At 71.7% G+C, this 22,002-nt stretch carries 18 protein-coding genes and 2 pseudogenes; 10 read left to right on the forward strand and 10 right to left on the reverse strand.

Annotated elements, in window-relative coordinates; genetic code table 11:
- Positions 1-7: 7 nt before the first annotated feature.
- From ACYVMZ_RS31765 to ACYVMZ_RS31775, 3 genes are read right to left on the reverse strand one after another with little or no spacing between them, the layout of a single operon-like run.
- On the reverse strand, positions 8-1,018 hold the full coding sequence (locus ACYVMZ_RS31765) for an ABC transporter permease (RefSeq protein ID WP_461085821.1): 1,011 nt from the start codon (positions 1,016-1,018) through the stop codon (positions 8-10).
- Positions 1,011-2,081: an ABC transporter permease gene (locus ACYVMZ_RS31770; protein ID WP_461085823.1), complete on the reverse strand. Its 1,071-nt coding sequence runs from the start codon at positions 2,079-2,081 to the stop codon at positions 1,011-1,013. The genes ACYVMZ_RS31765 and ACYVMZ_RS31770 overlap by 8 nt, the downstream gene beginning before the upstream one ends.
- A gap of 31 nt (positions 2,082-2,112) precedes the next feature.
- The gene (locus ACYVMZ_RS31775) at positions 2,113-3,630 is read right to left on the reverse strand and encodes a sugar ABC transporter ATP-binding protein (protein WP_461085825.1); all 1,518 of its coding nucleotides are present in this window, start codon (positions 3,628-3,630) and stop codon (positions 2,113-2,115) included.
- Positions 3,631-3,890: 260 nt separating this feature from the next.
- On the opposite strand from ACYVMZ_RS31775, the gene rhaI reads away from it, so the two are divergent.
- The 6 genes from rhaI (at position 3,891) to ACYVMZ_RS31805 (ending at position 11,633) form a co-directional block, all read left to right on the forward strand.
- Complete coding sequence (gene rhaI, locus ACYVMZ_RS31780; protein WP_461085827.1) at positions 3,891-5,051, forward strand: L-rhamnose isomerase; 1,161 nt, start codon at positions 3,891-3,893, stop codon at positions 5,049-5,051.
- A gap of 134 nt (positions 5,052-5,185) precedes the next feature.
- Complete coding sequence (locus ACYVMZ_RS31785; RefSeq protein WP_461085829.1) at positions 5,186-7,225, forward strand: bifunctional aldolase/short-chain dehydrogenase; 2,040 nt, start codon at positions 5,186-5,188, stop codon at positions 7,223-7,225.
- Between the two features lie 62 nt (positions 7,226-7,287).
- Positions 7,288-8,676, forward strand: a complete 1,389-nt coding sequence (locus ACYVMZ_RS31790) for a rhamnulokinase (RefSeq protein WP_461085932.1) — start codon at positions 7,288-7,290, stop codon at positions 8,674-8,676.
- 70 nt (positions 8,677-8,746) lie between these two features.
- Positions 8,747-9,502, forward strand: coding sequence for a (Fe-S)-binding protein (locus ACYVMZ_RS31795; protein ID WP_461085831.1), 756 nt, complete (start codon positions 8,747-8,749; stop codon positions 9,500-9,502).
- A complete protein-coding gene (locus tag ACYVMZ_RS31800) occupies positions 9,499-10,977 on the forward strand; it encodes a LutB/LldF family L-lactate oxidation iron-sulfur protein (RefSeq protein ID WP_461085833.1) in 1,479 nt (492 codons plus the stop codon). The genes ACYVMZ_RS31795 and ACYVMZ_RS31800 overlap by 4 nt, the downstream gene beginning before the upstream one ends.
- Positions 10,974-11,633 carry a LutC/YkgG family protein gene (locus ACYVMZ_RS31805; RefSeq protein WP_461085835.1) on the forward strand — a complete coding sequence of 220 codons (660 nt, stop codon included), beginning with the start codon at positions 10,974-10,976 and terminating at the stop codon, positions 11,631-11,633. Before ACYVMZ_RS31800 ends, ACYVMZ_RS31805 begins: the two co-directional genes overlap by 4 nt.
- 46 nt (positions 11,634-11,679) lie before the next feature.
- On the opposite strand, the gene ACYVMZ_RS31810 is transcribed toward ACYVMZ_RS31805, so the two are convergent.
- Positions 11,680-12,324, reverse strand: coding sequence for a hypothetical protein (locus ACYVMZ_RS31810; protein ID WP_461085837.1), 645 nt, complete (start codon positions 12,322-12,324; stop codon positions 11,680-11,682).
- Between the two features lie 141 nt (positions 12,325-12,465).
- On the opposite strand from ACYVMZ_RS31810, the pseudogene ACYVMZ_RS31815 reads away from it, so the two are divergent.
- Together ACYVMZ_RS31815 and ACYVMZ_RS31820 are read left to right on the forward strand one after the other, a co-directional pair.
- Positions 12,466-12,993: pseudogene (locus ACYVMZ_RS31815) on the forward strand (ABC transporter ATP-binding protein); the annotation flags it as partial.
- Positions 12,992-14,096: pseudogene (locus ACYVMZ_RS31820) on the forward strand (VWA domain-containing protein); the annotation flags it as partial. The pseudogenes ACYVMZ_RS31815 and ACYVMZ_RS31820, both read left to right, overlap by 2 nt.
- Before the next feature lie 27 nt (positions 14,097-14,123).
- On the opposite strand, the gene ACYVMZ_RS31825 reads toward ACYVMZ_RS31820, so the two are convergent.
- The 5 genes from ACYVMZ_RS31825 to ACYVMZ_RS31845 all read right to left on the reverse strand — a co-directional run bounded on the left by ACYVMZ_RS31825 (position 14,124) and on the right by ACYVMZ_RS31845 (position 18,362).
- Positions 14,124-14,483 carry a cupin domain-containing protein gene (locus ACYVMZ_RS31825; protein ID WP_461085839.1) on the reverse strand — a complete coding sequence of 120 codons (360 nt, stop codon included), beginning with the start codon at positions 14,481-14,483 and terminating at the stop codon, positions 14,124-14,126.
- Positions 14,484-14,623: 140 nt separating this feature from the next.
- Complete coding sequence (locus ACYVMZ_RS31830) at positions 14,624-15,616, reverse strand: threo-3-hydroxy-L-aspartate ammonia-lyase (RefSeq protein ID WP_461085841.1); 993 nt, start codon at positions 15,614-15,616, stop codon at positions 14,624-14,626.
- On the reverse strand, positions 15,613-16,308 hold the full coding sequence (locus ACYVMZ_RS31835; RefSeq protein ID WP_461085843.1) for a helix-turn-helix transcriptional regulator: 696 nt from the start codon (positions 16,306-16,308) through the stop codon (positions 15,613-15,615). Before ACYVMZ_RS31835 ends, ACYVMZ_RS31830 begins: the two co-directional genes overlap by 4 nt.
- A gap of 388 nt (positions 16,309-16,696) precedes the next feature.
- Positions 16,697-17,323 (reverse strand): sigma-70 family RNA polymerase sigma factor, encoded by a 627-nt coding sequence (locus tag ACYVMZ_RS31840; RefSeq protein ID WP_461085845.1) that lies wholly within the window; start codon positions 17,321-17,323, stop codon positions 16,697-16,699.
- A gap of 334 nt (positions 17,324-17,657) precedes the next feature.
- Positions 17,658-18,362, reverse strand: coding sequence for a hypothetical protein (locus ACYVMZ_RS31845; RefSeq protein WP_461085847.1), 705 nt, complete (start codon positions 18,360-18,362; stop codon positions 17,658-17,660).
- Between the two features lie 419 nt (positions 18,363-18,781).
- On the opposite strand from ACYVMZ_RS31845, the gene ACYVMZ_RS31850 reads away from it, so the two are divergent.
- Positions 18,782-19,786, forward strand: coding sequence for a substrate-binding domain-containing protein (locus ACYVMZ_RS31850; RefSeq protein WP_461085849.1), 1,005 nt, complete (start codon positions 18,782-18,784; stop codon positions 19,784-19,786).
- Between the two features lie 51 nt (positions 19,787-19,837).
- Here ACYVMZ_RS31850 and ACYVMZ_RS31855 read toward each other — a convergent pair whose 3' ends face one another.
- A complete protein-coding gene (locus tag ACYVMZ_RS31855) occupies positions 19,838-20,839 on the reverse strand; it encodes a LacI family DNA-binding transcriptional regulator (protein ID WP_461085934.1) in 1,002 nt (333 codons plus the stop codon).
- A 206-nt stretch (positions 20,840-21,045) separates the two neighbouring features.
- Here ACYVMZ_RS31855 and ACYVMZ_RS31860 point away from each other — a divergent pair, with 206 nt between their 5' ends.
- Positions 21,046-21,996, forward strand: a complete 951-nt coding sequence (locus ACYVMZ_RS31860; protein WP_461085851.1) for a TIM barrel protein — start codon at positions 21,046-21,048, stop codon at positions 21,994-21,996.
- Positions 21,997-22,002 lie beyond the last annotated feature (6 nt).

The raw sequence follows: 22,002 nt of genomic DNA on the forward strand, positions 1-22,002 counted from the left end.
GCGGGGATCACGAGGTGGGCGCCGGCGCCTCGGGCACCGGCGCTGAGGCAGCCCTGCGGCCCGCCCTCGCGACGGAGATCTGCCGTGCGACCCTCGGGCCGAGCACGGAGACGACGAGCAGAACGCCGGTGACGACGATCTGCGACTGGGCGGAGACGTTGACGAGGCTCATCACGTTCTGCAGCGCGCCGAGCAGGAAGACTCCCGCGATCGCGCCACCGAGCGTGCCCTTGCCGCCGTCGAAGTCGATGCCGCCGAGCAGCACCGCGGCCACGACGGACAGTTCGAGGCCGGTGGCGTTGTCGTAGCGGGCGCTGGCGTAGTGCAGCGCCCAGAAGATCCCGGTGAGGGAGGCCATCAGGCCGGTCACCGTGAACAGGATCAGCTTCTGCCGCCTGACGCGGATGCCGGCGAAGCGCGCGGCCTCCTCGCTGGCGCCGATGGCGAACAGCGACCGCCCGAAGGGGGTGGCGTGCAGCGCGACCACGGCGATGGCGAGAAGCACCAGGAAGGGCAGGAAGGCGTACGGGACGAAGGTGTCGCCGATGCGTCCGGCCGCGAAGTCCAGGTACTGCGAGGGGAAGTCGGTCACCGCGTCCGAGCCGAGCACGATCTGCGCGATACCCCGGTAGGCGGCGAGCGTGCCGATGGTGACGGCCAGGGACGGAAGGCCGAGCCGGGTCACCAGCAGGCCGTTGACCAGGCCGCAGACCACGCCGAGCAGCAGGCAGATCGGGATGATCGTCTCGATCGTCATGCCCTGGTTCCACAGGGCGCCCATCACCGCGCCCGACAGGCCCGCCGTGGAGGCGACCGACAGGTCGATCTCGCCGGAGACCACCAGCAGCGTCATCGGCAGGGCGATGAGCGCGATCGGGAGCGTGTTGCCGATGAGGAACGACAGGTTGAGCGCGTTGCCGAAGCCGTCGACGAAGCCGAAGGAGAACAGCAGGACCACGATGAGCAGAGCGCCGACAACCGTGTCCCAGCGGATCGCGCGCGAGAGAGACTCAGGCATGGCGGGCGTTCCTCTTCTTCAGAGCCGTCTTCTTCAGAGCCGTCTTCTTCAGGGCGGTGGCCACACGCAGCGCGACGATCCGGTCGACCGCGATGGCGAGGATGAGCAGGATGCCGTTGATGGCGAGCACCCAGACGGAGCTGACGCCGAGGGCGGGCAGCACGCTGTTGATGGAGGTCAGCAGCAGCGCGCCGAGGGCCGCGCCGTAGACGCTGCCGGAGCCGCCGGTGAAGACGACGCCGCCGACGACGACCGCGCTGACGACGGTCAGTTCGTAGCCGTTGCCGGTGCCGGAGTCGACGTTGCCGAACCGGGCCAGGTACAGGGCGCCGGCGAGTCCGGCGAGCGCGCCGCAGAAGGTGTACGCCGCGAGGATCCGCTTGCGCACCGGGATGCCGGCGAGCCGGGCGGCCTCGGGGTTGGAGCCGAGCGCGTACAGCTCACGGCCGCTGCCGAAGTGCTTGAGGTAGTACGCGGTCGCCACCAGGACGGCGAGGGCGATCAGCGCCAGGTACGGCACCGCCGAGATGCCGCCGGAGCCGAAGTCGACGAATCCGCCGGGCAGGTCGGCGGCGGTGATCTGGCGGGAGCCGACCCAGATGGAGTCGATGCCGCGGATGATGTAGAGCGTGCCGAGGGTGACGACGAGCGCGGGCACCTGGCCGAGGCTGACGAGCAGTCCGTTGAGGAGACCGAAGCCGACACCCATGAGGACGGCGAGGAGCACGGCCACGACGGAGTTGCCGCCGCCCTGGAGGTAGGTACCGGCGGCGAAGGCGCTGATGCCGAGCGTGGAGCCGACCGACAGGTCGACGTTGCGGGTGATGACGACCAGGGACTGGCCGGTGGCGACCAGGACCAGGATCGTGGCGTTCAGCAGCAGGTCCTTGATGCCCTGCTCGGACAGGAACTCGCTGTTGCCGGCCTGGGTGACGGCGATCATCACCAGGAAGACGACGCCGATGGCGAGTTCACGCATCTTGAAGACGCGGTCGACCAGGCGGGTGCCGCTGGACTCGGGCACCTCGGTGGTGGAGGCGGGGTTCGGTGCGGTCACCGTCATGCGGCGGCCCTCCAGGGTGCGGTCGTCGGGCTCATGCGGCGGCCCTCCCCGTGGCTGCGGCCATCACCGTTTCCTCGGTGGCTTCGGAGCGCGGGATCTCTGCGGTGAGCCGGCCCTCGTGCATCACCAGCACGCGGTCGGCCATGCCGAGGATCTCGGGCAGGTCGGAGGAGATCATCAGGACGGCGACGCCGTCGGCGGCCAGCTGGGACAGCAGCCGGTGCACCTCGGCCTTGGTGCCGACGTCGATGCCGCGGGTCGGCTCGTCGACGATCAGCACCTGGGGGCGGGTGGCGAGCCACTTGGCGAGGACGACCTTCTGCTGGTTGCCGCCGGACAGCGTGGCGACGGCGTCGGCGATCCGGGCGTACTTGACGTGGAGCCTGACCGCCCAGTCGAGGGAGCGGCTGCGTTCGGCGCGCCGGTCCATGAGCCCGGCCTTCACGGTCGTACGAAGACCCGTGAGCCCGATGTTCCGCTCGATGGACATGTCCATCACCAGGCCCTGGGCCCGCCGGTCCTCGGGGACGAGGGCGAGCCCCGCGGCCATCGCGGTGGACGGGGCGCCGTTGACGAGGGGCTTGCCGTCGACCGAGACCTCGCCGGCGTCCCAGCGGTCGATGCCGAACACGGCCCGGGCGACCTCGGTACGCCCCGCGCCGACGAGTCCGGCGAGGCCGACGATCTCGCCGCGCCGCACGTCGAAGGAGACGTCGGTGAAGACGCCCTCGCGGGTCAGCCGGCGCACGCTCAGGGCGACCTCGCCGGGGCGGACGTCCTGCTTGGGGTAGAGCTCGTCGAGGTCGCGACCGACCATGCGGCGCACCAGGTCGTCCTCGGTCATGCCGTCCAGCGGCTCGCTGGCGATCCAGGCGCCGTCGCGCAGGGTGGTGACCCGCTGGCAGATCTCGAAGATCTCCTCCAGCCGGTGGGAGATGAACAGCACCGCGGCGCCCTGCTCCCGCAGGGTCCGTACGACGCCGAAGAGGCGGGCGACCTCGCTGCCGGTGAGGGCGGCGGTCGGCTCGTCCATGATCAGGACGCGGGCGTCGAAGGAGAGCGCCTTGGCGATCTCGACGATCTGCTGGTCCGCGATGGACAGGCCGCGGGCGGGCCGGTCGGGGTCGAGTTCGACACCGAGGCGCCGCATCAGGGCGAGGGTGGCGGCGTGCGTGGCCTTGTGGTCGATGCGGCCGAGGGCGCGCTTCGGCCGGCGGCCCATGAAGATGTTCTCGGCGATCGACAGGTCGGGGAAGAGCGTGGGCTCCTGGTAGATGACGGCGATACCGGCGTCGCGGGCGTCACCGGGACCGTGGAAGACGACCGGCCTGCCGTCGAGCAGCACCTGGCCGGCGTCCGGCCGGTGCGCTCCGGCGAGCGTCTTGATGAGAGTCGACTTGCCGGCTCCGTTCTCACCAGCGAGGGCATGCACCTCCCCGGGGAACAGCTCCAGGGAGACGTCCCGCAGGGCGCGGACCGCGCCGAAGGACTTGGAGACGTCCCTGAGCGCCAGAACCGGGGCCGGACCCGTGGTGGACGGGTGGGTCATGGGGGCTCCTCGACGACGCCGGCGGGACGGCCCTCTCGGCGTCGTGAAAGGTTTCAACTGGGTTGCCGGGACGTTAGGCGCGCTTCGCATGTCACGTCAATGGGTCCGGTTCGAAAAAATTTCGATAGCCGAAGGTCACGCGCCGGTCACGGAAACCGGGGCCGACGGGAGGGGTTGACACCCCTACTGAGGGCCCATAGCTTCCCCTTCTGAATCGTTTCACTCAGTGGTCTCACGACCCGATGTCACAGGAGCCTGACGTGACCGAGCTCGCCGCGGCGAAGGCCGCTCTCAAGACACAGGCCGTCGAGACGCCGTCGTGGGCGTACGGGAACTCGGGCACCCGCTTCAAGGTGTTCGCGCAGCAGGGCGTTCCCCGCACGCCGCAGGAGAAGCTGGACGACGCTGCCCAGGTGCACGCGCTCACCGGCGTGGCACCCACGGTGGCCCTGCACATTCCGTGGGACCGGGTCGACGACTACGCGGCCCTTGCGAAGTACGCCCAGGAGCGCGGCGTGAAGCTGGGCGCGATCAACTCCAACACGTTCCAGGACGACGACTACAAGCTCGGCAGCATCTGTCATCCGGACGCGGCGGTGCGCAGGAAGGCCGTGGACCACCTGCTGGAGTGCGTCGACATCATGGACGCGACCGGGTCACGGGATCTGAAGCTGTGGTTCGCCGACGGTACGAACTATCCGGGGCAGGACGACGTCCGGGCCCGGCAGGACCGGCTCGCCGAGGGGCTCGCGGAGGTGTACGAGCGGCTCGGTGAGGGGCAGCGGATGCTGCTGGAGTACAAGTTCTTCGAGCCGGCCTTCTACACGACGGATGTTCCGGACTGGGGTACGGCGTATGCCCACTGTCTGAAGCTGGGTCCGAAGGCGCAGGTCGTGGTGGACACGGGGCATCACGCTCCGGGGACCAACATCGAGTTCATCGTGGCGACGCTGCTGCGGGAGGGGAAGCTCGGCGGGTTCGACTTCAACTCGCGGTTCTACGCGGACGACGACCTGATGGTCGGGGCCGCCGATCCCTTCCAGCTGTTCCGGATCATGTACGAGGTGGTGCGCGGGGGCGGGCTCTCACCCGAGGTCGCGTTCATGCTCGACCAGTGCCACAACATCGAGTCGAAGATTCCGGCGATCATCCGGTCGGTGATGAATGTGCAGGAGGCCACGGCGAAGGCGCTGCTCGTCGATCGGTCGGCGTTGGCCGCGGCTCAGCAGGCCGGGGATGTGCTGGGGGCGAACGCCGTGCTGATGGACGCGTACAACACGGATGTGCGGCCGTTGCTGGCGGAGGTGCGGGAGGAGATGGGGTTGGACCCCGATCCCCTTGCGGCGTACCGCCGGTCCGGGTGGGCGGAGAAGATCGTCGCCGAGCGGGTTGGTGGGCAGCAGGCCGGGTGGGGGGCGTAAGCGTCTGCCGAGTTCCGTCGTCTGCGGGCTGCGGGCCGGTTGTGGCTGGTCGCGCCCACGCGGCGGAGCCGCACATCCGATACGGACCCGCGTCCCTTCCTCACACACTCTCTTCTGAAAAGGAACTGGTACTCATGGCACCCCACCCTGAAGCCGCCGCTCTCCTCGCCCGGTCCCACCGGCTCGGCTCCGATCCCCGCAACACCAACTACGCGGGCGGCAACGCGTCCGCCAAGGGCACCGACACCGACCCCGTCACCGGTGGTGACGTCGAGCTGATGTGGGTCAAGGGGTCGGGCGGTGATCTCGGGACGCTCACCGAGTCGGGACTCGCTGTACTCCGGCTCGACCGGCTGAGGGCGCTCAAGGGCGTCTATCCGGGCGTGGAGCGCGAGGACGAGATGGTCGCCGCGTTCGACTACTGCCTGCACGGGAAGGGGGGTGCGGCGCCCTCCATCGACACCGCCATGCACGGGCTCGTCGAGGCCACGCATGTGGATCATCTGCATCCGGACTCCGGGATCGCGCTCGCGTGTGCCGCCGACGGGGAGAAGCTGACCGCCGAGTGTTTCGGGGACACGGTGGTGTGGGTGCCGTGGCGGCGGCCCGGTTTCCAGCTGGGGCTGGACATCGCGGCCGTGAAGGAGGCCAACCCGCAGGCCATCGGGTGCATCCTCGGCGGCCACGGGATCACGGCGTGGGGGGACACGTCCGAGGAGTGTGAGCGCAACTCGCTGCACATCATTAGCACGGCCGAGATGTTCCTGGCCGAGCGGGGGAAGGCCGAGCCCTTCGGGCCGGTGGTCGAGGGGTACGAGCCGCTGCCCGAGCGCGAGCGGCGGGAGCGGGCGGCGGCGCTGGCGCCGTACGTGCGGGCCGTCGCCTCGCAGGACAAGCCCCAGGTCGGGCACTTCACCGACTCCGATGTCGTCCTCGACTTCCTCGCGCGTGCCGAGCATCCGCGGCTGGCCGCGCTCGGGACCTCGTGCCCCGACCACTTCCTCCGTACGAAGGTCCGGCCGCTGGTGCTCGACCTGCCGCCGACGGCACCGCTGGACGAGGCGGTCGGACGGCTGAAGGAGCTGCACGCCGCGTACCGGGAGGAGTACGCCGCCTACTACGAGCGGCACGCCGAGCCCGACTCCCCCGCGATGCGCGGCGCCGACCCGGCGATCGTGCTCGTCCCCGGTGTCGGCATGTTCAGCTTCGGCAAGGACAAGCAGACCGCGCGGGTGGCCGGCGAGTTCTACGTCAACGCGATCAACGTGATGCGCGGGGCCGAGGCGGTCTCGTCGTACGCGCCGATCGAGGAGTCGGAGAAGTTCCGTATCGAGTACTGGGCGCTGGAGGAGGCCAAGCTCCAGCGGATGCCGAAGCCCAAGCCGCTGGCGACCCGGGTGGCACTGGTGACCGGTGCGGGGAGCGGGATCGGGAAGTCGATCGCCCGCCGTCTGGTCGCCGAGGGTGCGTGTGTCGTGGTCGCGGACCTGAACGGTGAGAACGCCGTCGCGGTCGCCGAGGAACTGGGCGGGCCCGACAAGGCCGTCGCCGTGACCGTGGACGTGACGTCCGAGGAGCAGATCGCCGAGGCGTTCAAGGTGGCGGTGCTGGCCTTCGGCGGTGTGGATCTGGTGGTCAACAACGCCGGCATCTCCATCTCCAAGCCGCTGCTGGAGACGTCCGCCAAGGACTGGGACCTCCAGCACGACATCATGGCCCGCGGGTCCTTCCTCGTCTCGCGCGAGGCGGCCCGGGTGATGATCGCGCAGGGGCTGGGCGGTGACATCGTCTACATCGCCAGCAAGAACGCCGTCTTCGCCGGGCCGAACAACATCGCCTACTCGGCCACCAAGGCCGACCAGGCGCATCAGGTGCGGCTGCTGGCCGCCGAGTTGGGCGAGCACGGGATCCGGGTCAACGGCGTCAACCCGGACGGGGTCGTGCGCGGCTCCGGGATCTTCGCGGGCGGCTGGGGCGCGCAGCGGGCGGCGGTGTACGGGGTGCCGGAGGAGAAGCTGGGCGAGTTCTACGCGCAGCGGACGCTGCTGAAGCGGGAGGTGCTGCCGGAGCATGTCGCGAACGCCGTGTTCGCGCTGACCGGCGGTGATCTCACGCACACCACCGGGCTGCACGTCCCGGTCGACGCCGGCGTCGCCGCCGCGTTCCTGCGGTGACGGCGGTGACGTCCGTGAAGTCGTACGCCGCGGTCGACCTCGGCGCGTCCAGCGGGCGCGTCATGGTCGGCCGCGTGGACTCCGACAGCCTGGAGCTGACGGAGGTCCACCGCTTCCCCAACCGGCCCGTGCGCGTGCCCGAGGGGCTGCGATGGGACATCCTCGCGTTGTACGCGGGGGTGCTGGACGGCCTGAAGGCCGCCGGGCAGGTCGATTCGGTCGGCATCGACAGCTGGGCCGTCGACTACGGCCTGCTGGACGCGGACGGGGCGTTGCTCGGCAATCCGGTGCACTACCGCGACGGCCGTACCGAGGGCGTGGCGGAGAAGGTGTGGGCGACCGTGCCCGCCGAGGAGCTGTACGCGGCGACCGGCCTGCAGTACGCGCCCTTCAACACGCTGTACCAGCTGACCGCCGCCCGATCCACCGCCCAACTCGCCCATGGGAAGCGCCTGTTGCTGATCCCCGACCTGATGGCGTACTGGCTGACGGGCGAGCAGGGCACCGAGCTGACCAACGCCTCGACCACCCAGCTGATCGATCCGCGGACGCGGAACTGGTCGTACGACGTCGCGGAGCGGCTGGGTGTCGACCTCGGCCTCTTCGCGCCGCTGCGGCAGCCCGGTGATCCCGCGGGCGTGCTCCGGCCGGAGGTGCTGGAGGAGACGGGGCTGGCCGGGCCGGTGCCGGTGACGACGGTCGGCTCGCACGACACCGCCTCGGCGGTGGCCGCCGTCCCGGCGACGGGCGAGCGGTTCGCGTACATCTGCACCGGCACCTGGTCCCTGGCCGGCCTGGAGCTGGACGCGCCGGTGCTGACCGAGGACAGCCGGGCCGCCAACTTCAGCAACGAGCTGGGCCTGGACGGCACGGTCCGCTATCTGCGCAACATCATGGGGCTGTGGCTGCTCCAGGAGTGCGTACGGGCCTGGGGCGAGCCGGACCTGGGCGGGCTGCTGCTGGAGGCGGCCAAGGTGCCGGCGCTGAGGTCGGTCGTGGACGCGGGTGACGCGGCGTTCCTCGCGCCGGGCCGGATGCCGGAGCGGATCGCCGAGGCATGCCGGGCCTCGGGGCAGCCGGTGCCGTCGACGCCCGCCGAGATCACGCGCTGCATCCTCGACTCCCTGGCCCTCGCCCACCGCAGGGCCGTCGAGGACGCGCAGCGGCTCGCGGACCACCCCGTCGACGTCGTGCACGTCGTCGGCGGCGGCACCCGCAACGCCCTGCTGTGCCAGCTGACCGCCGACGCCTGCGGACTGCCGGTGGTGGCGGGCCCGACGGAGGCGGCGGCCCTCGGGAACGTGCTCGTACAGGCCCGGGCCGACGGGCTGGTCGGCGACCTGGCGGGGATGCGGGACCTGCTCACCCGTACGCAGCCGCTCACGCGGTACGAGCCGCGCGGCAGTGCGGAGCGGTGGCGGGCCGCGCAGGCTCGGCTCACCGGGGCGTGACGGGGTCTCCCCCCGGCCTGGGCCCCGGACTACGCTGCACTCATCCGATGATCAACCACAAGGAGCCGCGATGCGTGTCGCCCTGTTCCTGACCTGTGTCAACGACACGCTCTATCCGGACACCGGGCGCGCCGTGGTGAAACTGCTGACCAGGCTGGGTGTCGAGGTCGACTTCCCGATGGCCCAGACCTGCTGCGGGCAGGCGCACTACAACACCGGCTACCGGCATGAGGCGGAGCCGCTGGCCCGGCACTTCTCCGATGTCTTCGGGGAGTACGAGGCGATCGTCACGCCGTCCGGGTCGTGCGGGGCGATGGTGCGGGAGCTGTATCCGCGGATGGGTGAGCGGGCCCGGGCCGAGGGCCGCGGGGACGGCCTCGCGGCCACGCTGGCACCGGTGGTGCCGAAGACGTACGAGCTGACGGAGTTCCTGGTGGACGTGCTGGGGGTGACGGACGTCGGGGCGTACTACCCGCACAAGGTGACGTACCACCCGACCTGTCACGGGCTGCGCGGCCTGGGTCTTGGCGACCGGCCGCGGCGGCTGCTCCAGGCGGTCAGAGGGCTGGAGCTGGTCGAGTTGCCGGGCGCCGACGAGTGCTGCGGCTTCGGCGGCACCTTCGCGCTGAAGAACTCCGACGTCTCGGCGGCGATGGGCGCCGACAAGGTGCGCAACGCGGAGTCGACGGGTGCCGAGGTGCTGTGCGCGGCCGACAACTCCTGTCTGATGCACATCGGCGGCACGATGGCCCGGCTGCGGACCGGCATGCGGCCGGTCCACATCGCGGAGATCCTGGCGAGCACGGAGGAGGAACCGGCGGTATGAGCGGGACGTTCGTCGGGATGCCGGCGTTTCCGAAGGCCGCGCACGAGGCCGTGCACGACACGACCCTGCGCGGCAACCTGCGGCACGCCACCCACACCATCCGCGCCAAGCGGGCCAAGGCCGTCGCGGAAGTGTCCGACTGGGCGGCCCTGCGGGAGGCGGGCAAGCGGATCAAGGACCACACACTCCGTCACCTCGACCGGTATCTCGTGCAGGTGGAGGAGGCGGTGACAGCGGCGGGCGGCACCGTCCACTGGGCCGCCGACGCCGACGAGGCCAACCGCGTCGTCACCGAACTCGTCCAGCGGACGGGCGAGTCGGAGGTCGTCAAGGTCAAGTCGATGGCCACACAGGAGATCGGCCTCAACGAGGCGCTGGAAGCGGCGGGCATCCGCGCCTACGAGACCGATCTCGCCGAGCTCATCGTGCAGTTGGGCAAGGACCGGCCCTCGCACATCCTCGTCCCGGCGATCCACCGCAACCGCGGTGAGATCCGGGACATCTTCGCCCGCGAGATGAGCGAGTGGGGCCGCCCCGCCCCGGACGGCCTGACCGACACGCCCGCCGAACTGGCCGAGGCCGCCCGCCTGCACCTGCGGGAGAAGTTCCTGCGCGCCAAGGTCGGCATCTCCGGCGCCAACTTCATGGTCGCCGAGACCGGCACGCTGGTCGTCGTGGAGTCCGAGGGCAACGGACGCATGTGCCTGACCCTGCCCGAGACGCTGATCTCGGTCGTCGGCATCGAGAAGATCGTGCCGACCTGGCGGGACCTGGAGGTGTTCCTGCAGACCCTCCCCCGCTCCTCCACGGCCGAGCGCATGAATCCGTACACGTCGATGTGGACCGGCACGACGGACGAGGACGGACCGAGCACGTTTCATCTGGTGCTGCTCGACAACGGCCGCACCGACACCCTCGCCGACGAGGTCGGCCGCCAGGCACTGCGCTGCATCCGCTGCTCGGCGTGCCTGAATGTCTGCCCGGTCTACGAGCGGGCCGGCGGCCACGCCTACGGCTCGGTCTACCCGGGCCCGATCGGCGCGATCCTCAGCCCCCAACTGCGGGGCACGGCAAGCGAGATCGACGCCTCTTTGCCGTACGCCTCGACGCTGTGCGGGGCCTGCTACGAGGTGTGCCCGGTCGCCATCGACATCCCGGAGGTGCTGGTGCATCTGCGGGAACGGGTCGTGGAGGGCGGGCCGGTCATGCGGGAGGGCAACAAGGTGGTGCTGCGGCCCGCGAAGGGGCATGCCGCCGAGCGGGCGGCGATGCGCGCGGCCCGTTGGGCGTTCACCCACCCGGGCGCCCTGCGCGGCGGGCAGCGGCTGGCGTCTGGCACCCGGCGCTTCCATCCACGCACGCTGCCGGGTCCCGGCCGGGCGTGGAGCGGCAGCCGGGAGCTGCCGCCGGTGCCGGCGGAGCCGTTCCGTGACTGGTGGCAGCGCACGCGCGGTGGCGAGGAGGGCGGCAAGTGAGCAGCAGGGAACGGATCCTGGGCCGGGTGCGGCGCGCCCTCGCGGACGTACCGCGGGACGACACGCCGTACGAGCAGGCGGTTTCACGTGACTACCTGCGTGCGCACGGTGACCGGAGTCCCGAGCGGAGCGTGGAGCTGCTGGCCGAGAACCTGGCGGACTACCGGGCGCTCGTGCACCGTTGTGCGGCCGGTGAGCTGCCGTCGCTGATCGCCGGACTGCTCGCCGCCCGGGGCGCGAAGACGGTGCTGGTGCCGCCGGGTCTGGACCCGGGCTGGCTCGCGGCGGCCGGCGCCGAGCGGGTCCCGGACCGGGCGGAGAGCACCCCGCACGAGCTGGACCGGGTCGACAGCGTCGTCACGGCGTGCGCGGTGGCGATCGCCGAGACCGGCACCATCGTCCTGGACGGCTCTCCCGACCAGGGCCGCCGCCGCATCACTCTCGTCCCCGACCACCACATCTGTGTGGTACGGGTCCCGGACCAGGTCGTCTCCTCCGTCCCGCAGGCCCTCGAACGCCTCGACCCGGCCCGCCCGTTGACGTGGATCTCGGGGCCGTCGGCGACCAGCGACATCGAGCTGGACCGGGTCGAGGGGGTGCACGGTCCGCGCACTCTGGAGGTGGTGCTGGTGAGCGAGAAGGCGGTCAGGACCTGATACGCCGTCCGGCTCCGGCCGCGGAGCGGGGGCACCGTGAGGCGTGTCAGTCGCGCCGCAGGAAGACGGCGGGGAGTGTCTCCTCGACGATCTGCCGTCGGGGCAGAGTCAGCCCGAAGCACTGTTCGAGGACCTCCAGTGACGCCCGGTGGACGGCGCGTCGCGCCATGGTCTCGTCGAGCAGACCGGCAGCCGCCAGCATGTCCTCGACGCGGCGCGCCACTTCGGCGTCTCCCTCGGCGCTGCCGTAGGCCCACGAGCGGTCCAGGTGCAGGTTGAGCGCGCACATGAGCCGTTCGTCGTGAAAGTACGCGAAATTCGGCGGCACCGGCTTGAAGTTCTCCTCCTGGTACTCGAGGTGGAAGACGTGCGCGCCGCCGCGGGAGACCGGGGTCTGGTCGCCGAACTCCGTGAACCAGCCGCCGTACTTGACGGCGAATCCCCACTCGTCGATCTCCCCGTGCCGCAGGGCGAGCCCGTCGCGGACGTCCCCGCAGACGCCCTCCAGCACGTCGTTCAGCTGTGTCCCGGTCAGGTGCCCGATGAACCGGGCGCTGCGTCTCGGGCCGAGCGCGGTCCCGGCGACGCGCCGGGCGACCTCCTCTCCGGCGAGATCGCGTGCCATCACCACGCTGTAGCCGCCGAAGGCAATGGACCGGGGTGCGGCGAGCCAGGCTATTCCGTCGGTCATGGTCACGATGATGGCGCACGCGGCTGCCGGGTGGTGCTGAGTACACCCCGCGATAAGGGTTCTGCGCCCCGTGTGGTCAAGTCGCCGTCTCCGTAGCGTCGTCGGCGGGGCACAGGGCGTGCCGGACGGAAGGTGAGGGAGATGTTTCGCGCGGGTTCACGACGTACGCATGACACGGGACCCGCCGCCGAGGCGCTGCGGCTGGTCAAGGTCAGCAAGACCTACGGCACCGCCGACAGCGCCGTGACCGCGCTGGACGGCGTGACGCTCGGCCTGGGGCGCGGTACCTTCACCGCGGTGATGGGGCCGTCGGGCTCCGGCAAGTCCACGCTGCTGCAGTGCGCGGCCGGGCTCGACCGGCCCGACAGCGGGATCGTGAGGGTCGACGGGACCGAGCTGACGGGCGGCGGGGAGGCGGAGCTGACGAAGTTCCGGCGCGGGCGGATCGGGTTCGTCTTCCAGCAGTACAACCTGCTGGAGACGCTGACCGTCGCGCAGAACACGGTGCTGCCGCTGAATCTCGCCGGGCGGCGCGTCGACCGCGAGCGGGTCCGGGAGGTGCTGACGGCGGTCGGTCTGGGCGACCGGCTCGGGCACCGGCCCGACCAGCTCTCCGGCGGTCAGCGGCAGCGGGTGGCGATCGCCCGCGCGCTGGTCACCGAACCCCGCGGGCAGGGACGATCTGCGCGACCGGCTGGCGGTCGCCCTCGCCGCGAACGACCAGGCGCTGATGGGACAGTTGGCCGTGGAGGCGGTCGACGGCTTCGGGGGGTGTACGGGAGTTCACCGGCGTCGGACGGCTGGTCGTCGCACCAGACACTGGACCGGCTGCGTCCGCAGACGCTGCTCGCCCGCGTCCGCGACGACATCCGGGCGCGGGACGGCGCCGCGGGCTTCGCCGACCGGCTGCTCGAGGACGAGATCCGGCGGCGTATCGAGGTCTTCCGGCGGATGGTGGGGGCGGAGGCGCGGCGGCGGGTCGCCGAGCGGCGGGGCCGGGACGAGATCGCCCGGCGGGCGGTGGCCCCGAGCCCGGACCGGGTCGACTTCCTGTTCGCCGGGCGGGACCAACTGGCCGAGCTGCGCCGCACGGTGCAGCCGCTCGCCCGCAAGCTGGCCACACGGCTGGCCGCCCGGCGCCGCCGGGCCGCGCGCGGCGCCATCGACCTGCGGCGCACCCTGCGCGGCTCCCTGTCGACGGGCGGGGTGCCGATGCGGCCGGTGCTGCGCCGGCGCCGCCCGGCCCGCCCGGAGCTGGTGCTGCTGTGCGATGTGTCGGGCTCGGTGTCCGGCTTCTCGGACTTCACGATGCTGCTGGTGCAGGCGCTGCACGACCAGTTCAGCAAGGTGCGGGTGTTCGCCTTCGTCAACCGGATCGACGAGGTGACCCGGCTGCTCGTGCACGGCGCCGCGGACCCGGAGGGGCTCGGCGCCCGCATCCGTCGGAGGCGACGCTGACCGGCTGGCACGGCAGCAGCGACTACGGCGTCGCGCTGGGCGAGTTCACGGAGCGGTACGGCGATGCCGTGGGCCCGCGCACGACGGTGTTCGTCCTCGGTGACGCCCGTACGAACGGCATGGACCCGAACCTGCCGGCCGTGCGTCGGCTGGCGGAACGGGCCCGCCGTGTCTACTGGCTGAACCCCGAGCAGCGCTCCCGCTGGGGCACGGGCGCCTCCGCGGCACCGGCCTACGCCGAGCTGGTGGAGATGCACGAGTGCCGCACGGCCCGGCAGCTCAGCGCCCTGATCGGGCGCCTGCTGCCGGTGTGAGGGCCGGGGCCATGACCTGGCCTTGACCTAGTCTGACTTCGCGTACTCCTTGGCCATCTGTCCGGCGAAGTCGTAGGCGATGACGGGTTCGTCACCCACGACCCAGGCGTCGTGGCCCGGAGGGCACACGAAGACGTCGCCGGGGCCCACCTCGCCCTCGGCGCCGTCGTCCATGCGGATACGCAGGCGCCCCTGGGCGATGTAGCCGTTGTGGTGGACCTGGCAGCTGTCGGTCCCGGCGATCGGCGCCACGGACTCCGACCAGCGCCAGCCCGGCTCGAACGTGGCCACGGCGAAGTCGAGTCCCGACATGTGGACGGCTTCGAGGTGCCCGCGGGGGAAATCGCGCCGCTCGTCGGGCTTGTCGAGCGTCTTGACCTCCAACATGACGCTCCTCCTCCCTTCCGGCCGCGCTCCACGCGACCCGGGGCCGGTCTCCGTCTGCCCCGAGTGGCATGGCGGCAGCCCCGCCCCACCACTCCATCGTCCGCCCGTCCAACCGGGACCGCCATTCGGGGTGTCCGTCCTCAGTCTCGGGAGCTTCGGTGTCCCGGGCCGCAGAGCCGGGCGAAGCGCTCGGTGTCGATGTTACCGCCGGAGATGATCACGCCGACGCGGCGGGGCAGGCGGCCGGCGCGGCCGGTGAGCAGTGCGGCCAGCGGGGTGGCGCCGCTCGGCTCGATCACGATCTTCAGGCGTTCGAAGGCGAACCGCATGGCGTCGCGGATCTCGTCGTCGCCGACCAGGGCGATGTCGTCGACGAGCCGCCGGTTGACGGAGAAGGTCAGCTCGCCGGGCGTGTCGATGGCCTGGCCGTCGGCGATGGTGCGCGGCACGGGGACGGTGACGCGCCGTCCCGCCTGAAGCGACCGCTTGGTGTCGTCGCCGGCCTCCGGTTCGACGCCGATCACCCGGATGTCCGGGTGCAGGCCCTTGGCGGCCGTGGCGCTCCCGGCGATCAGTCCGCCGCCACCGACCGGGGTGATCAGCGCTCCCAGCTCCCCTGTCTCCTCGAGGAGTTCGAGCGCCGCGGTGCCCTGTCCGGCGATGACGTGCGGATGCTCGTAGGGCGGGATGAGGGTGAGGCCGCGCTCGGCGGCCAGGGCCTCGGCGATGGCGGCCCGGTCGCCGGTGTAGCGGTCGTAGGTGACGATCTCGGCGCCGTAACCGACGGTGGCGTCCCGCTTGGACGGCGGGGTGTCCTCCGGCATGACGATCACGGCGGTGGTGCCGAGTTCGCGGGCGGCGAGGGCGACGGCCTGGGCGTGGTTGCCGGACGAGTAGGCGGCGATGCCCCGGGCCAGCTGTTCGGGAGTGAGGCGGGAGGCAGCGTTGTAGGCGCCGCGGAACTTGAAGGCGCCCACCCGCTGGAAGTTCTCGCACTTGAGGAAGACCTCGGCGCCGACCAGCGCGTCGAGGGTCCGCGAGCGCAGGACCGGGGTGCGGTGCGCGACCCCCTTGAGCTGCGCGGCGGCAGCTCGGACGTCGTCGAGGGTGACCGGAGGGGTGGTGGTCGTCACGCGGGTCCTCCATCGGGATGGGAAGGGGTGTCGGTCGCCGCCCTGGCCTGGGCGAGGTAGTGGTAGGCGGACGCGCGGGAGATGCCGAGCCGGGCCGCGACCTGCTCGACGGCCCGACGCACGGCGAAGACACCGCGGGCGTCCAGGCCGCGGAACAGCTCCAGGCGTTCGGCGCGGTCGAGTTCCGCCCAGCTCCCCCGCTGGCGCTCCTGGTGGGCGTCGACGAGGGCGTCGACCACCGAGTCGATGTCGTTGCCGAAGGTGGTGGTGGGCAGTTCGGCCGGTTCGCCGCTGAGCCCGGCGAGCGCGCCGAGCAGGCTGTGGACCCGGCCGACCGCGGTGGCGTCCACGTTGACGCACAGAGCACCGAACACGGCGCCCGTGGAGTCCCGCAGCACCATCGTGGAGGACTTCACCAGCGTCCCGTTCCCGGTCCGGGTGAGGTAGTTGAGCTCGTCGCCCGCCTCGTCGCCGCGGGCGAGCATCCGCATGCCGATCTCGCTCATCGCCCCGCCCACCGTCCGCCCGGTCACCGAGCCGGCCACGGCGACCACCGACTTCTCCGGGCACCGGTAGTCGTGCAGCACGACCTCGCACACCGGCCCGAACGTCGCCGCGATGCCGTCGACGACCGGCGTCAGCGCGGCGAGGATCGCGTCCCGCTCGGCATCCAGGGCTCGTTCGTCCGCCATGGGCACTCCTCCCCCCGACCGGACTTCAGACTACACGTCCATTGTCTGGACTCACAGTCCAGACATCCGGCGGTGGGGAGCCGGCGGTACGCGCCCGCCCCTGCTCGGCCGACCGGATGATTCCGTACTTCCGCCCTGGGCCTGCCTCGCGCTCCCCACGGACGACGCAAGGGCCCGCCCGAGACCGCACGCGTCGAGCACCCGGTGAAGGCGGTGGCGACGCGCGCTCCGTCGCGTACGAAGACGGGGATGCGCTCCACCGGCGCCGCAGCGTCGATTCGGGGCGCCCTCGGAGAGTTCGGCGAGGTAGGGGCCCAGCCGCTCCCGAGACTCTCGGGCAGGGCGAGGGGGGCCGGCGCACGCCGGACGCACGCCGGCCCCCCCTTCCTCAGGCCACCGCCAGCGCGGCCGGAGCGGGTTCCTCCGCCTCGGCCAGCAGGGCGGTGAGCGTCGCCCGGGCGCGGGCCACGCGGGAGCGGACCGTGCCGACCGGGCAGTCGCTCAGCGCGGCCACCTCCGCGTACGACAGGCCCAGCAGCTGGGTGAGGACGAACGCCTCACGCCGCTCGTCCGGCAGGGAGGCCAGCAGGTCCAGCAGCGCGATGCCGTCGTCGAAGCCGGGCAGACCGCGCGGCTGGGCGAGCTCGACCGCCAGCTGCCAGTCCGGCACGTCGGCCAGTCGGGGCCGTACGGCGGTGTACCGGTGGCTGTCGGCCACCGCGCGCCGGGCGATGGCCAGCAGCCAGGCCCGCGCCGAGGAGCGGCCCTCGAACCGGTGCAGGCTGCCCAGCGCCCGCAGGAACGTGTCCTGCGCCAAGTCGTCGACGGCCTGCGGATCGGCCGACAGGTGGGCGACATAACGGATGACGTCGCGGTGCAGGGCGCGGACGAAGCGGTCGACGGCGTCGGAGTCGCCGCCGCGGGCGGCCAGCGCCCACGCGGTCGCCGACTCGTCGGCCGACGCCGGAGGCCGCTGTGTTCGCGCGCGCGTGGCCGGCAGGGCAGGAGTGATCACCTGGTGTCCTTCTCGGAATGTCCGGGACCGCGGGCGGCGGGCACGCGCACGTGAGCGTGTGCATGTGCGTGTGCGTGCGCGCCAATGCAGGTGCGTGCACCTCTCGTCGCATGTGCGCGCATCTCATGTCGCGCATCGCAGGTGCACGTGCATGTGCACGTGGATGGCACGTGGATGTGCGTGCACGTGCGGCTGTGCGTGTGCGTCGCCGCACGGTCCGATGAGCGGGATGCGGCCGTACGGCGCCTGCCCCGACGCGCGTGCGTACGGGCGGCTCGGATGTACGGCCGAGACCCGGGGCGCGACTGGGGCGGCCCGGGTGCGCCGACTGCCGTCAGACGGCAGCGGATCCCGCGGGCGGTCCCCGAGAGGTGATCGCGTGGACGAGAAGCAGCAGACGCGGCGCCCGGTCCGACCGGGCCCGCCGCACGCGCACGCGTGGACGGTGGGGCGGTGTGGGCAGAGCGAGCACCAGCCGCAGCGGCGCGGCCAGCCGGCTGCCCACCGCGCGCAGCAGACGGAAGGCGGCCTGCTCCCCGTACCCCAGCCAGAGGCCGCAGAGCAGGGCGGCCAGCAGGTGGGCGGCGAGCATACCGAGGGAGGAGTCACCGGCGGCGGAATCCGCCGCGTGCCCCAGGTGCCCGCCCATGCCGTGCTCCCCGCCCGGGGACGTCGGCACAGGCACGGACGTCGACATGGGCATGGGCATGGACATGTTGCCCATGTCGTGCCGCATGGCGCTCATGTCCATGGCGTCCGGGCCACCCGCCGTCCCGGTGACGGCCGCCGGCGGCGCGAGGGAGAAGGCCGTGTGCAGGAGCGTCTGGGCGGCGACGGCGACGGTCACGATCAGCGCGAGTCCGCGCTCGCGGCCCGCGAGGCACCAGCCGGCGACACCGGTCACGGCCCAGCCGGCCGCCAGCGTACCGAGAGGCACGTGGTCGCCGGACATCATGACGTGCCCCAGGGCGGCGAGCACGACACAGACGGCCGCGAACATCGCGGCCCGTACCGTGCGAGCACACCACCCTGCAGTCATGGCGCCCCATCCTCGCATCCAGCCGCGGCTCGTTACGCACGAGTACGGAAATCGACCGGGTTCGGCACTCAACCCGGACGGTGTGATCCAGGCCACGGGCCGAGGGAGAAGCGGAGCCGGGGGTACACCGACATCGTTTGTTGGAACGTCCTGACAAACCTGTTGACATCCCCTCCGGGCCGCCGCATAGTACCTGCCACTAGAGCGCGCTAATAAAGCGCTCTAGTCGCCCAGAGACGAGTGGTCCGCACCCCGACCGCTCCCCCTCCCGCACATGCTCCCGCCGCCCGGGGCGCCGCCATCCGCTCTCCGCCCCGCCCGGCCGACACGGCCCGTCGGCATGCCCAGCGCCGACCGCCGCCCCCAGCTCCCCCGCTCCACCCGATTCCCGCCCCGACCAGCACAGAGGTGCAAGGGACATGCACAGACACCACCGAGCCGCCGCCCTGACCGCCACCGCCCTCGCCGCGGCCCTGCTCGCCACCGCCTGCTCCAGCGGCTCAGGCGGCAAGAAGTCCGAGGAAGGCGGTGCGAACGCCACCGTGGGCAAGGCGAGCACGCCCCGGATGACCGTCGCCATGGTCACCCACGCCGCCCCCGGCGACACCTTCTGGGACCTGATCCGCAAGGGCGCCCAGGCCGCCGCCGCCAAGGACAACATCAAGCTCGTCTACTCCAGCGACCCCGTCGCCGGGAACCAGGCCAACCTGGTGCAGAACGCCATCGACCAGAAGGTGGACGGCATCGCGCTCACCGCCGCCAAGCCGGACGCGATGAAGGCGGTGGTCGCCAAGGCCAAGGCGGCCGGCATCCCCGTCGTCGGCTTCAACTCGGGCCTGGACGACTGGAAGGACCTCGGCATGCTCGAGTACTTCGGCCAGGACGAGAACATCGCCGGCCAGGCCTTCGGCGAGCGGCTCAACCAGATGGGCGCCAAGCGCGCCGTGTGCGTCATCCAGGAGCAGGGCCAGGTCGCGCTGGAGGCCCGCTGCGCCGGTCTGAAGAAGGGCTTCAAGGGCACGACGGAGAACCTCTACGTCAACGGCACCGACATGCCCTCCGTGAAGTCCACGCTCACCGCCAAACTCCAGAAGGACTCCTCCATCGACCAGGTGGTCACGCTCGGCGCCCCGTTCGCGCTGACCGCCGTGCAGTCGGTGAAGGACGCGGGCAGCAAGGCGAAGGTGGCGACCTTCGACCTCAACAAGGAGCTGGTGAAGGCCGTCCAGGCCGGCCAGGTCGAGTTCGCGGTCGACCAGCAGCCCTACCTGCAGGGCTACCTCGCCGTCGACTCCCTGTGGCTGTACAGGACCAACGGCAACTTCAGCGGCGGCGGCACCGCCCCGGTGCTCACCGGACCGGCCTTCGTCACCAAGGACAACGTCGACACCATCGCCAAGTTCGCGGAGAACGGGACGCGGTAGCAGCGCGGGGTCCGGTGGACGGACCCCTTCTCCCTTGTCACCGACCGCAGCTCAGGCCGGCTCCTTCGGGGCCGGCCCGCTGGTGCCCCGGACCACCAGCTTCGGGTCGAGCACCGCCTCTCTCAACTCCAGCGCCCGGTTCTCCAGCCGTTCCACGGCGAACCGCACCGCGTGCTCCGCCATGAGCGCGGCGTCCTGGCGGACCGTGGTCAGGCCGATCGGCATCAGATGGGAGAGGTGGCTGTCGTCGTAGCCGACGACGGACATCTCACGCGGGACGTCGACACCGGCCCGGGTCAGCACCATCAACAGCCCCAGTGCGCACCGGTCGTTGCCGGCGAGGACCGCGGTCGGCAGCGGCAGGCCGCGGTCCCGCTCCGCCAGGAGCAGGTGGCCGGTCTCGATGCCGGACTGTTCGGTGTGGTCGCCGGGGATCACCCGCATCTCGGACTCCAGCGCGTGGCGGCGCATCGCGGCCCGGTACGCGCGCCGCCGCTCGGCCGAGCCGGGGCCCCGGCCGCCGTCGATGTGCACGATCCGGCGGTGGCCCAGTTCCACCAGGTGGTCCATGGCCTGGCGGACCCCCTTGGCCTCGGCGGAGTGCACGAAGTCCACGCGGGCGTGGGGCACCCGGCGACTGACCGAGACGGCGACGGTGCGGCGGGCGAGTTCGTCGAGATACGCAGCCTCCGCGTCGGAACCGAGCAGGATCACCGCCTCGCAGCGGTGACCGAGCAGCGCCTCGACCGCCTTGGCCTCGCTGCGGCCCTGGGCGGCCGCCGAGAGCAGCACGTCGTAGCCGAACCGCTCGGCCTCCGGGTAGATGCCCTCGATGAGGTTGGTGTGGAACGTCTGGTGGACGGTGAACATCACACCGAGGGTGCGGCTGCGACCGCGGGCCAGCAGCCGGGCCGCGTTGTCGGGGCGGTAGCCGATCTCGTCGGCGACGCGCAGCACCCGCTCGCGGGTCTCCTGACTGGCGCCCGGCTGGTCGCGGAAGACGATCGAGACGAGCGCCCTGGAGACGCCCGCCTTCTCGGCGACGTCCGCCATCGTGGGCCGCCGCCTGCTCGATCCGTCCACCTGTGACCCCACCCTTCGCCGCCGCCCACCTTACGGGCCGCTCGAAGCCGTCCCGGAATCTTCCGGCAACAAGCTATTGACATGACATTTGGACAGGGCTCATCGTACTCGTCTAGAGCGCTCTAGTAGAGCGCGCCAGGCAGATCCTCCAGCCCCTTCTTCCCAAAGGACTCGCTATGGCAACGGCGCCCTCCCCGGTCCCCACCGTCGCGGGCAATCTGTGTCTCGGCTCCGCCCCCGACTCCTGGGGTGTGTGGTTCCCCGAGGACGAGCACCAGGTCCCGTACACCCGCTTCCTCGACGAGCTCGCGCAGGCCGGCTACCGGTGGCTGGAACTGGGCCCCTACGGCTATCTCCCCACCGATCCGCGGCGCCTGAAGGAGGAGCTCGACGCCCGCGGCCTGAAGGTCTCCGGCGGTACCGCCTTCGGCGCTCTGCACCGCCCGGAGGCCTGGGACGACATGCTCGCGCACGTCCGCCGGGTCGCCGCGCTCACCGCCGCCGCGGGCGCCCACCACCTGGTCCTCATCCCGCCGATGTACCGGGACGAGAAGACCGGCGCGTTCACCGAGTCCCCCGAGCTGACCGCCGAGCAGTGGGCGGGTTTCGGCGCGCGGGCCGACCGGCTCGGCCGCCTCCTCCTCGACGAGTACGGCGTACGCCTCGTCGTCCACCCGCACGCCGACAGCCATATCCAGACCCAGCCGGAGATCGAGCGGCTGCTGAACGAGTCCGACGGCCGGTACACCAACCTGTGCCTGGACACCGGGCATGTGGCGTACGGCGGCGGCGACAACCTGGACCTGATCCGCCGGTTCGGCGAGCGGGTCGGCTACGTGCACATCAAGCAGATGGATCCGACGGTCCTCGCCCAGGTCGCCGCCGAGAACCTCTCCTTCGGCGAGGCCGTCAGGCGCGGCGTGTGCGTGACACCGCCCGCGGGTGTGCCGGACCCGAACGATGTGGTGGCCGAACTGGCCCGGCTGGACGCCGAGTTGTTCGTGATCGTCGAGCAGGACCTGTACCCGTGCGCACCCGACGTACCGCTGCCCATCGCGGTGCGCACCCGTGAACACCTGGCTGGGTGCGGCCTGACGGGAACCCGGCGCCCGAAGCTCACCCGCTAGGAGGCC

Source organism: Streptomyces deserti (genome assembly GCF_054782695.1).

Bases quoted from the DNA above. Each gene is read 5' to 3' on its own strand.
- ACYVMZ_RS31765 (WP_461085821.1), bottom strand. From the start codon at position 1,018: ATGCCTGAGTCTCTCTCGCGCGCGATCCGCTGGGACACGGTTGTCGGC.
- ACYVMZ_RS31845 (WP_461085847.1), bottom strand. From the start codon at position 18,362: ATGACTGCAGGGTGGTGTGCTCGCACGGTACGGGCCGCGATGTTCGCG.
- ACYVMZ_RS31850 (WP_461085849.1), top strand. From the start codon at position 18,782: ATGCACAGACACCACCGAGCCGCCGCCCTGACCGCCACCGCCCTCGCC.
- ACYVMZ_RS31800 (WP_461085833.1), top strand. From the start codon at position 9,499: ATGAGCGGGACGTTCGTCGGGATGCCGGCGTTTCCGAAGGCCGCGCAC.
- ACYVMZ_RS31790 (WP_461085932.1), top strand. From the start codon at position 7,288: ATGGTCGGCCGCGTGGACTCCGACAGCCTGGAGCTGACGGAGGTCCAC.
- ACYVMZ_RS31775 (WP_461085825.1), bottom strand. From the start codon at position 3,630: ATGACCCACCCGTCCACCACGGGTCCGGCCCCGGTTCTGGCGCTCAGG.
- ACYVMZ_RS31825 (WP_461085839.1), bottom strand. From the start codon at position 14,483: ATGTTGGAGGTCAAGACGCTCGACAAGCCCGACGAGCGGCGCGATTTC.
- ACYVMZ_RS31810 (WP_461085837.1), bottom strand. From the start codon at position 12,324: ATGACCGACGGAATAGCCTGGCTCGCCGCACCCCGGTCCATTGCCTTC.
- ACYVMZ_RS31860 (WP_461085851.1), top strand. From the start codon at position 21,046: ATGGCAACGGCGCCCTCCCCGGTCCCCACCGTCGCGGGCAATCTGTGT.
- ACYVMZ_RS31835 (WP_461085843.1), bottom strand. From the start codon at position 16,308: ATGGCGGACGAACGAGCCCTGGATGCCGAGCGGGACGCGATCCTCGCC.
- ACYVMZ_RS31770 (WP_461085823.1), bottom strand. From the start codon at position 2,081: ATGACGGTGACCGCACCGAACCCCGCCTCCACCACCGAGGTGCCCGAG.
- ACYVMZ_RS31795 (WP_461085831.1), top strand. From the start codon at position 8,747: ATGCGTGTCGCCCTGTTCCTGACCTGTGTCAACGACACGCTCTATCCG.
- ACYVMZ_RS31855 (WP_461085934.1), bottom strand. From the start codon at position 20,839: ATGGCGGACGTCGCCGAGAAGGCGGGCGTCTCCAGGGCGCTCGTCTCG.
- ACYVMZ_RS31785 (WP_461085829.1), top strand. From the start codon at position 5,186: ATGGCACCCCACCCTGAAGCCGCCGCTCTCCTCGCCCGGTCCCACCGG.